This window comes from Rhodococcus sp. (in: high G+C Gram-positive bacteria), from assembly GCF_049286785.1.
Taxonomy (GTDB): Bacteria; Actinomycetota; Actinomycetes; order Mycobacteriales; family Mycobacteriaceae; genus Rhodococcus_F.
On record NZ_JBAQEO010000203.1, the window covers coordinates 1 to 8,920 of the forward strand.

The 8,920-nt window shown below is 65.3% G+C and carries 12 protein-coding genes and 1 pseudogene; 7 read left to right on the forward strand and 6 right to left on the reverse strand.

Going from position 1 to position 8,920, the window contains the following annotated elements; translation table 11 throughout:
* The coding region (locus WAW17_RS08260; RefSeq protein ID WP_422332499.1) for an aldehyde dehydrogenase family protein at positions 1 to 248 on the forward strand (248 nt) is incomplete at its 5' end.
* Positions 248 to 826: a DUF779 domain-containing protein gene (locus WAW17_RS08265; protein WP_422332500.1), complete on the forward strand. Its 579-nt coding sequence runs from the start codon at positions 248 to 250 to the stop codon at positions 824 to 826. The genes WAW17_RS08260 and WAW17_RS08265, both read left to right, overlap by 1 nt.
* 885 nt (positions 827 to 1,711) lie before the next feature.
* Here WAW17_RS08265 and WAW17_RS08270 read toward each other — a convergent pair.
* Positions 1,712 to 2,710 (reverse strand): GlxA family transcriptional regulator, encoded by a 999-nt coding sequence (locus WAW17_RS08270; protein WP_422332501.1) that lies wholly within the window; start codon positions 2,708 to 2,710, stop codon positions 1,712 to 1,714.
* A 103-nt stretch (positions 2,711 to 2,813) separates the two neighbouring features.
* Between WAW17_RS08270 and WAW17_RS08275 the strand changes: the two genes are divergently transcribed.
* Positions 2,814 to 3,110 (forward strand): putative quinol monooxygenase, encoded by a 297-nt coding sequence (locus WAW17_RS08275; protein ID WP_422332502.1) that lies wholly within the window; start codon positions 2,814 to 2,816, stop codon positions 3,108 to 3,110.
* A 300-nt stretch (positions 3,111 to 3,410) separates the two neighbouring features.
* On the opposite strand, the gene WAW17_RS08280 is transcribed toward WAW17_RS08275, so the two are convergent.
* Positions 3,411 to 3,623: a hypothetical protein gene (locus WAW17_RS08280; protein ID WP_422332503.1), complete on the reverse strand. Its 213-nt coding sequence runs from the start codon at positions 3,621 to 3,623 to the stop codon at positions 3,411 to 3,413.
* Positions 3,616 to 4,167 carry a helix-turn-helix domain-containing protein gene (locus tag WAW17_RS08285; protein ID WP_422332504.1) on the reverse strand — a complete coding sequence of 184 codons (552 nt, stop codon included), beginning with the start codon at positions 4,165 to 4,167 and terminating at the stop codon, positions 3,616 to 3,618. The genes WAW17_RS08280 and WAW17_RS08285 overlap by 8 nt, the downstream gene beginning before the upstream one ends.
* A gap of 196 nt (positions 4,168 to 4,363) precedes the next feature.
* On the opposite strand from WAW17_RS08285, the gene WAW17_RS08290 reads away from it, so the two are divergent.
* The 3 genes from WAW17_RS08290 (at position 4,364) to WAW17_RS08300 (ending at position 6,961) form a co-directional block, all read left to right on the forward strand.
* A complete protein-coding gene (locus tag WAW17_RS08290) occupies positions 4,364 to 5,149 on the forward strand; it encodes an aldolase (protein WP_422332505.1) in 786 nt (261 codons plus the stop codon).
* A 40-nt stretch (positions 5,150 to 5,189) separates the two neighbouring features.
* The gene (locus tag WAW17_RS08295; RefSeq protein WP_422332506.1) at positions 5,190 to 6,071 is read left to right on the forward strand and encodes a dihydrodipicolinate synthase family protein; all 882 of its coding nucleotides are present in this window, start codon (positions 5,190 to 5,192) and stop codon (positions 6,069 to 6,071) included.
* A gap of 701 nt (positions 6,072 to 6,772) precedes the next feature.
* The gene (locus WAW17_RS08300) at positions 6,773 to 6,961 is read left to right on the forward strand and encodes a universal stress protein (protein WP_422332507.1); all 189 of its coding nucleotides are present in this window, start codon (positions 6,773 to 6,775) and stop codon (positions 6,959 to 6,961) included.
* Positions 6,962 to 7,371: 410 nt separating this feature from the next.
* Here WAW17_RS08300 and WAW17_RS08305 read toward each other — a convergent pair whose 3' ends face one another.
* Positions 7,372 to 7,764, reverse strand: a complete 393-nt coding sequence (locus WAW17_RS08305) for a hypothetical protein (protein ID WP_422332508.1) — start codon at positions 7,762 to 7,764, stop codon at positions 7,372 to 7,374.
* Positions 7,765 to 7,787: 23 nt separating this feature from the next.
* Between WAW17_RS08305 and WAW17_RS08310 the strand changes: the two genes are divergently transcribed.
* The gene (locus WAW17_RS08310; RefSeq protein WP_422332509.1) at positions 7,788 to 7,928 is read left to right on the forward strand and encodes a hypothetical protein; all 141 of its coding nucleotides are present in this window, start codon (positions 7,788 to 7,790) and stop codon (positions 7,926 to 7,928) included.
* Positions 7,929 to 8,317: 389 nt separating this feature from the next.
* Here the strand turns inward: WAW17_RS08310 and WAW17_RS08315 are convergent, their stop codons facing one another.
* On the reverse strand, positions 8,318 to 8,566 hold the full coding sequence (locus WAW17_RS08315; protein ID WP_422332510.1) for a hypothetical protein: 249 nt from the start codon (positions 8,564 to 8,566) through the stop codon (positions 8,318 to 8,320).
* Positions 8,567 to 8,621: 55 nt separating this feature from the next.
* Positions 8,622 to 8,879 (reverse strand): annotated as a pseudogene (locus WAW17_RS08320) (recombinase family protein); the annotation flags it as partial.
* Positions 8,880 to 8,920 lie beyond the last annotated feature (41 nt).

Here is an 8,920-nt window from a genome sequence, read left to right on the forward strand (position 1 = left end):
ACACCCTGTACGGCCTCGGCGCCGGGGTCTGGTCGCGGGACGGTGGCGTCGCCTACCGGGCCGGTCGCGACATCCAGGCGGGACGGGTGTGGACCAACACGTACCACCAGTACCCCGCGCACGCCGCGTTCGGTGGCTACAAGCAGTCCGGCATCGGCCGCGAGAACCACCTGATGATGCTCGAGCACTACCAGCAGACGAAGAACCTGCTGGTCAGCTACGCCCAGAAGGCTCAGGGCTTCTTCTGATGGACGCAGCCCGGGCGCCTCAGCGCCTGAAGGCAACCGCCGGGGCGGTGGAGCTTCTCCGCCGCCTCGGCGGTACCCACGGGGCGCTGATGATGCATCAGTCCGGCGGATGCTGCGACGGCTCCGCGCCGATGTGCTACCCCGACGGTGAATTCATCGTCGGCGACCGCGACGTGCTGCTCGGCGTCCTCGACCTGCGCCTCGGTGTCGGGGAGACCCCGTCCACCCGGGCCGAGGGCGGCGATGCGGTACCCGTGTGGATCTCCGGTTCGCAGTTCGAGGCGTGGAAGCACACCCAGCTGGTGCTCGACGTGGTGCCCGGTCGCGGATCGGGATTCAGCCTGGAAAGTCCCGAAGGCATGCGCTTTCTCAGTCGTGCGCGGGCCTTCACCCCGGAGGAGAACGCCAGCCTCGCCGCGGAGGAGGTCATCGTGGGCCAGCGGTGGGAGCAGGGCTGGAGGCCCGCGCCGTCCCCCGAACCGCAGGTGGTCGCCGAAGCCCTCGACGCATGTCCCATGCCCGCCCGCCGCGAGGTCCCTAGCACCCGAAGCGCCGCAGGTCCTCGAAGTTCGCCATGACTCCCACCGCGGAGCAGCGAGCCGGAATGGGGAAAGGCCGACCACTATGACTGTCTCGACGAACGGGCACAGCGCAAACGCCATGTCCGCGTATCCGATTACGCCCTCCGCGCGGGTCTGGCTCGTTGCCGCCTTGAGTAACACGCGCGAACCCGCCGACCGACCCGCCGTGCGCGACGATCTGATGCGCACCTGGCTACCCGACCGGGGCAACGGATACCGCACCCCAGATGGCCGACGCGCTGCTACCTGGGCAGAATTGCACGCCCGGTTCGATCTCGTGGAGGTGACCCCCTCATGGCCGCAGCCGCGGGGACCATGCCGCAGCGGCAACGGACCGACCGCGGGCAGTCCGTCCGACCCGGATTTCACCACCGCCGAGGCAGCGCGACACTCGATTCACAGCTGCGCGGTGAAGATTTTCCAGGAGACGCCGATAAGTGGCAGGCCCTGCGGGAGGCAGCCGAACACGCCTTGACGGATGCCCTGCCCCTTGGGCGGGTTGGATGCTCAGGTCCAGCAGTTCGCGGGCGTTCAGGCAACATCAGTACTGGGTAACGACTCAACATCACGTCGGCGTTCACCCCGCTTCGTGTCGTCCCCACAGCACCCCGGGGGCAGTAGTGCTGAGCACGATCCTGATGCCGCCCGACCGAAGGTAGGCCAATCGGAGCGGCTGTGTGACGGTGATCTTCGGGGCGAGATACCGGCACAGGAGTGTTCGACGAGTCTGAGGGGCGCGCGGATAGATAGCGGGCGGAGGACCACAGGTTCTGGACAAAGTTCGGCGGCGAGAAGTTGAGTAGGTGAATCTCGCCACCAGTTGGGTGGGTGCGTGCGCGATACCCCTTCGCCGCGGAATGGCCTCTTCCGCGCCAGCGCCGACTACCTTCCGGCCCGACCCCGGTGATGTTCGGGTCCGAATGCGTCTCTGCCACGACGGATCTCGGTGATGCTCGTGTGTCGGCGACGGCGGATCAACGCGCGCAGCGTGGCCGCGTTCCGGTACCCCACCGCGCCGGCGATCGTGTCGACGCTCTGCTGGGTGGTGCGTAAGAGGAACGTCGCCTGATCGAGTCGGATCTCCTGCACGAACTCCACCGGTGACATACCGAGTACCGCGGCGGTGGTGCGTTGCAGCGTTCGTTCGCTGACCCCGATCGCACGCGCGACACCGTTGATCGGCAACGGTTCGGCGAGGTGATCGCGGATCCATCGCTCGAATGCGGTCATCGTGGGATCTGCGGTGGCGAGCAGGGACGGCACGGCGAAGATGGCCTGGGACGGTCGGTCCCCGATCAGGAGGTACCGCGCCACCAGGTCGGCCAGCGCCGGACTGTGCTGCTGGACGATCGTCAGTGCAAGATCGATGTGGGCGAACGCTGCCCCTGCCGTCGTCACCCGATCGTCCTGGGTGAGGGTGCGGCGCTCGTCGAGGTGGACGCGTGCATAGCGGGCACGGAACGCCGGCCCGAGCCACCAACTCGTCGTCGCGGCCAGCCCGTCGAGAACGCCCGCTTCGGCCAGGAAGAAGGTGCCGCTGCAGGCCGCGGCCAGGGCGGCGCCCCCGCTGCGCCCCTCGACCACCCAGTCGAGGGCCGGATGCCCGCGCACCACGTCGACGATCTGCGCCGGGGTCTTCACCCCGATCGCCGGCATGACGAGGATGTCGGGCGGCTCCGCGACTTCCGTCAGCGGCGTGGTTGCCAGTGTGAGTCCGTGCCCGGTGTGCACCGACGACCCGACGGCGACCGGTGTCACCGTGAACGGGGGCTCGACGGCCTCCGGGTCGCCGCGCAGAGCGTCGGCCGTCGCCAGGACATCGAGCATGACGCTCAGACCCGAATCGAACATGCCGTCCACGACGAGAACCGCCACCCTCATGACGGAAACGGTAACAAAACTGGCGCATCCGCCGCCCCGTTCGCCGTTCGGCGCTCCTAACGTCAGAGGTGGACGCAGCCGGAACCGACCACGAGGAGACATCATGGCAATCGACAGAGGAATACTGGCACTGCTCGAGGCCAAGCCTGGCAAGGGTGAAGACCTGGCCGCATTCCTGGAACAGGGACGCGCCCTGGCTGCGGAAGAGAACGGCACCGTCACCTGGTACGCGTTCAAGATCAGCGACACCACCTACGGCATCTTCGACACCTTTGAAAACGAGGACGGCCGGCAGGCGCACCTGACCGGCCCCATCCCCGAAGCACTCGGGAAGGTCGGCCCCGAACTGCTCGCCAAGGATCCCGACATTCGGCCCGTCGACGTCATCGCCGTCAAGTAGCCGAGCTCAGGTTTCCGACCGTATGGTCAGTCGAATACTGCCCGGAAACCTACCCGAACGGGTTGGGGTCCCCGGCGCACGCGCCGCGGCATACTTGGCCGACTCGGGGTTCCGAAAACGATACGGAGAAACGGATGCTCGACCGAACTGTACGCCGCTGTCCTCGCCGTCGCCGACCTCGGCTACGGGGGATATATCCTTCTCGACGAGCTGACCGGACATTCGGACACACCGGGCGACGACGACCATCATCTTCGTGGCGAAGCCTCCGATCGGGTGTTCACGGCACGCAGCCATGAGCTATCCACCGCCGGAGTCGACAACGCCGTTCGACGAGACGCCACCCAGTTCGGGCCCCGCCTCGAAGCTGTCGCGGCTGAGGTCTTTGGCGGCTGGCTCGTGGCCCTCCCCGACTCCGGAGCGCCTTCGCCGCCGCTCCACCGACCCACAGCGGTCTAGGAGTAAGCCTGTTCCGATGGCACCGGCCGCCAGATGATCGCGCACGTCAGGCATGCGGTTCATGGTCTGGTGCCCGACCAGGAACGTTTTCGACGACTATGACCACCTCAGCTCGATCGTTACCAACCGACTTGATCCGATGAGGGATGGAGGCATCGAAGTAGGTTGCGTCTCCGACCCCGAGGCGTTCCGTTCGGCCATCTAGGTCGAGGTCGATCGCACCCGCGTGGACAAAGACCAACTCCTGTCCCGGATGATCGTGAAAATCCCCTTTGAAGTCGAACTCCGGCCGCAAGAGAAATGGGGACATGACCTTTCCGACCAATCCCGCAGCAATCGCCCGGTACCCCAGACCGCTGTTCTCGGTGACGTCGCCTGCGCGGGAGACCGCAACACGGTTGTCGGCGGATGGATCCGAGAACAGCAGGCTGACGTCGACTCCAAGCGCCTGCGATATCTTGAGCGCCACCGCGATCGACGGCACGCTCCGGCCGCGCTCGATCTTCGACAGGTAACTCTTGGTGAGTCCGGTCTTCTCCGCAACGGCATCCAAGGTCAGACCCCGTTGTGTGCGAACTGTACGTAGAAGCGCGGTCACCCCACCACCTCGAACATCTTCTCTCCACGCGGAGACCGACAGGCCACTGTGCGACGCCTCAAGATACCTGCACCTCCTGTTCCGGGCCGGCAAAACATTGCTCAATGACACATTGTATCCTATCGTACATTGGGTGTCCTCAGGTGGCACGGCCGAAGCGCCACCATCTCAATCGGCTATGAACGGAGTGATAGCGATGACGAAGACGCTGAACGAGTCGAAGTCCACACTGATGCAGCGCGCCGAGAACCAGATGAAGGAGAACTTCGGCGCGTCCGAGTGGAGCCCACGGGAGAAAATCGCCCTGACCTGCCGGGCACTGTTCGATGCCGGCCATGACTCCGGCCTCGCGGGACAGATCACCGCACGCGCAGAAGAGCCCGGTACATACTACACCCAACGCCTAGGACTCGGATTCGACGAGATCACGGCGGGAAACCTTCTGCTCGTGGACGAAGACCTAAATGTTCTTGACGGAAGCGGAATGGCGAATCCGGCCAATCGATTTCACAGCTGGATCTACCGTGCACGTCCCGATGTTAATTGCATCGTACATACGCACCCGTTGCATGTCGCTGCACTGTCGATGCTCGAGATTCCGCTCGTCGTGTCCCAGATGGACATCGCCCCGCTCTACGACGATTGCGCGTTCCTTTCCGACTGGCCTGGAGTGCCGGTCGGGAATGAAGAGGGGGAGATCATCACAGCAGCACTGGGCGGCAAGAAGGCCGTTCTCCTAGCGCACCACGGCCATGTCGTGGCCGGCGCGAGCATCGAGGAAGCATGCTCCCTCGCAACGCTCATCGAACGCGGCGCCGAACTCCAACTACTTGCCATGAGCGCCGGCGATATCGCGCCACTGCCGGATCGCCTGGCACGAGAAGCACACGACTGGACACTCACCCCCCGCCGGAGCGTTGCGAATTTCGCGTACTACGCACGTCGCGCGTTGGCCCGCCACCCCGACGTCCTCGACGGCTGATTCCGCCCATCATCCCTTCCGAGCAGACGGAGAATGATCAATGACCACACCCCTCGTAGGCATCGTCGCCTACCCTGTCACACCACTTTCTGAAGACGGGAAGATCGACACCCCACGACTCCACGCCCTGGTAACCAAACTCGTCGATGACGGGGTACACGCGATCGCGCCTCTAGGCAGCACCGGCGAATCCGCCTATCTCGAAGAGCACGAATGGGACGCAGTAGTCGACACCACAGTCGCGGCGGTTGGTAAACGCGTACCCGTAGTGGTGGGCGCCTCAGATCTCACTACCGCGAACACGATCCGCCGCGCCGAATATGCGCAACGAGCTGGCGCGAACTCGGTCATGGTCCTGCCGGTGTCGTACTGGTCCCTCTCCGACCGCGAGATCAAAGCACACTACAAGGCCATCAGCGATGCGATCGACATCCCGATCATGGTGTACAACAACCCGGCGACGAGCGGTATCGACATGCGCCCGGAATTGTTGGCGGAGCTGTTCGAGACAGTCGACAACGTCACCATGATCAAAGAGTCGACGGGCGACATCACCCGCATGAATCGCATCAAGGAACTCACTGACGGTGAGCTTCCCTTCTTCAACGGCAGCAACCCACTAATTCTGAAGGCACTGCAAGCAGGGGCTGCCGGCTGGTGCACTGCAGCGCCATGTCTGCGACCCCAGCCGTGCCTCGACCTGTTCACCGCTATGGAGGCCGGAGAGCTCAACCGCGCCCAACAGATCTACGAGTCATTGCGCCCCCTCCTTGAGTTCATTGTCGCGGGAGGTCTCCCGACCACTGTCAAGGCGGGTCTCGATATCCTCGGGACAAACGTTGGCGATCCCCGCGCGCCTCTGCTACCACTGGACAAAGCCGACCGCACCACGCTTTCCGATCTCCTCGACTCCACCAGATGAGTGTCAGCGGTCACGAAATCCTCCAGGTTGAGGGGTTTTGTCCGTCACGTAATTCCACCTTCTATCAGTGGCAGCGGTTCTGATCGGGTCAGCTACCCGTAACGTTCCGTAGCAGACCGGGAGCGCTGACTCCGCCGGTGACACATGCACCGTCGACTTCATTGCGCGACGCACAGCGGAAGGCAAGTCCGCGCGCGAGATCATCCGCTGCCTCAAACGCTTCGTCGCGCGCGAGGCCTTCAAGCGCATCGGAGAATCCGCTGTCGGTGAATAGCGGCACAGGCCGACGTCGCCGAACACTGGCCATCCCGATCACCACGGTAGTGGCCGCACTCGCGGTTCCCTGCCTCTGGAGATCGGGCAACGCCTCGACCCCGATCCCGCCGCCACCTACTCGCGGTGGCTCACCGGCCGCGAACAGCAATCCGGCTCCCTGCCCCTGGCCGACACGGCTTGATGTGATGAAAGAGGGGCGGGGCCTCCCGCTCCTCATGGTTCCCAGCGGATGCTGGGGGTGTCCGGACCCGAATCAAGAGGAAGGGTGGCCCCGCCCCTTATGTACGAGTATGAACCAGCACGCAGTTCGTAGGAGTCGATCTGCACCGGCGGCGGTCGGTGATAGTCCGCCACAACGGCAAAGGGCGAGCAGCTGTCGGTAGTCCGGATCGCCAACGACCCGGACACGCTGAAGCGACAACGAGGTGGTCGAGCCGATACCTCCGGCACGATTGCTCGCCGATCGGGCCACCGACGCACAACTGGTCGTCGTGGGCGACCGCGGCCATGGCCGCCTCGTCGGCGCAGTCCTCGACTCGGTGAGCCGGCACCTCCTCCACCACAGCCCGTGTCCGATCATGATCCACCGCGCTCGGCGCCGCCGGACCGCGTGAGTGTTGTTGTACCCTAGAGTTTCTCGATCCATCGGCACATTCATCTCAGTCGCCCGGAGGTCGCTACGGGCGGACCCGCGACCGGGCCGACCTTCCGGGATTGAAGTCGCCCCTTGCCGGGAGGGACGACACCGCCGAGGACGAAACCACCGCGCCCACACCCACCGCTGCTCGACCACCGCAGCATCGATGTCGTCCGCCGTGGCTCGAGAAGTCACGACGACCTCACCTGCTGGAAACGCGGTGGTTTCTCCACGCCGCATACGATGGTGACGCATCCAAACACCAACCGGATGGGTCACCGCTGATGACGACTCCCTCGCCCCGCCACCCGCCCCCTGAGCGCATCCCGAACCCTCGGCGAAGCAGGCACCTGTCCACGACCGACATCGCCGGCGTGGCCGAGGCCCTCACCGGTGGGCGGCTGCTTCCCCGTCCCGGCGGCGAGAACGATCCCCGCGTCCAGTGACGGGCCGCTCGCGGCACCGACGACCCCGGCGGCCCACCACATCCGCGGCCGGCACGGTCGTGGTGGGTGCGCGCAACCGGGTCGGCCGGGTGAGCGTGGCCGGGGTCGTGACGGTGTCGGCGGGTGTGGTCTGCCTGGCGTTGGGTGGGGTGTCCGGGGTCGCGTTGGTGGTTGGGATCGTTGCGCTGACCGCGCCGGCGATGGTCCTGATCGCGGTGATCACCGCCGGGTTTCTCGCCGCCGGTGCGGTGTTGATCGCCCGCGCACGCTCACATCGACCGCAGCGATCGGCGGTGGGCGGATGGTCCCCGCCGTCGCGTTCCGGTCGCCACACCGATCAACGACGGAAGGCAATCCATGACCGACGCACCGGTCGAGTACCCCGCGCGAGTAAACACCACCGAATGGATCAAGGCCCACCTCGAGCGGATGGGTCGCGCCGACCCGGCCGGCGAAACCCGGCACGAGCCCGACCTGAGGACCCACCAGCCCGAATAGTCATTCGTCGGGAAAATCTCCGGTGATCACGAAGATGATGCGGCGACTGATCTCGACGGTGTGATCGCAGAACCGTTCATGGAATCGGCCGAGCAGCGTGATGTTCACCGCGGACGCGGCCCCGTACAGCCAGTCGTCGATCTTGGTGGCGGCGAACAGCCGTCGGAGCAGCTCGTCGGTCCGCTCGTCCGCGCAGATCTGGTCCGACGCGGCCGTCTCATCTCGGGTTCGCAGGACTTCCCGGGCCGCCGCCGCCCCATGTCCGAGATGATGCCCCGCAGCTCATGGGGAACGACCGGCTCTGGATGATGGGGTCCCGGTAGTAATGGCGCGAAAACAACACCTACCGCTGGACCAGCAGCGATGGCGGTGCATTTCGGTCCGGTGGGTTACGTGCGTGGTGTGGTGCCGCTGACGATGCGGTGGATGGTGGAGCGGCCGACGCTGTACTCGTTGGCCAGGTCCGCGAGGCTCGCGTCGTCAGCGGGGTCGTGATAGCGGCGGTGATCGTTTTCCGCTCTGCGAGAGGCAATTTCCGGTGCTTTGCCCTTGAGCCGCCCCTTGGCGCGGGCCCTGGCCATGCCCTCTCGGGTGCGCAGATGCCCCAGGTCGGCTTCGAACTCGGCGAGCAGGAACAAGCCTGCCGAGCGGGTCGTCCCAGTCGTAGATCGAGCTGCCGAGACCGAACAGCACTCCGTGTTCGCGCAGGCTGGTCAAGATCTGGCTGGCCTCAGCCATGTCTCGGGCGAATCGGTCGGACTTGGTCGCGGTCAGCACCACCTGGCGGCCGGTGGTCGCGGCCGCTGCCGAGGTGACCGCCGCGAGTGCGTTGTCCAGACCGGTGCGGTTTTTACTGGTGGTGCCGGAGAATCCTTTGTCGACGAAGATCCGCTCGCGCGGCACGCCGAGGCGTGAGTAGCTGCTCGATCTGGCTCTCGACATCTTATTCATCAGTGGAACAGCGGCAGTACCCCACCCGGAACGGCTCACTC

Excerpts from the sequence above, each read along its gene's own strand:
- WAW17_RS08275 (WP_422332502.1), top strand. The coding sequence starts at position 2,814 with ATGGCAATCGACAGAGGAATACTGGCACTGCTCGAGGCCAAGCCTGGC.
- WAW17_RS08295 (WP_422332506.1), top strand. The coding sequence starts at position 5,190 with ATGACCACACCCCTCGTAGGCATCGTCGCCTACCCTGTCACACCACTT.
- WAW17_RS08265 (WP_422332500.1), top strand. The coding sequence starts at position 248 with ATGGACGCAGCCCGGGCGCCTCAGCGCCTGAAGGCAACCGCCGGGGCG.
- WAW17_RS08290 (WP_422332505.1), top strand. The coding sequence starts at position 4,364 with ATGACGAAGACGCTGAACGAGTCGAAGTCCACACTGATGCAGCGCGCC.
- WAW17_RS08280 (WP_422332503.1), bottom strand. The coding sequence starts at position 3,623 with ATGCCTGACGTGCGCGATCATCTGGCGGCCGGTGCCATCGGAACAGGC.
- WAW17_RS08270 (WP_422332501.1), bottom strand. The coding sequence starts at position 2,710 with ATGAGGGTGGCGGTTCTCGTCGTGGACGGCATGTTCGATTCGGGTCTG.
- WAW17_RS08310 (WP_422332509.1), top strand. The coding sequence starts at position 7,788 with ATGACCGACGCACCGGTCGAGTACCCCGCGCGAGTAAACACCACCGAA.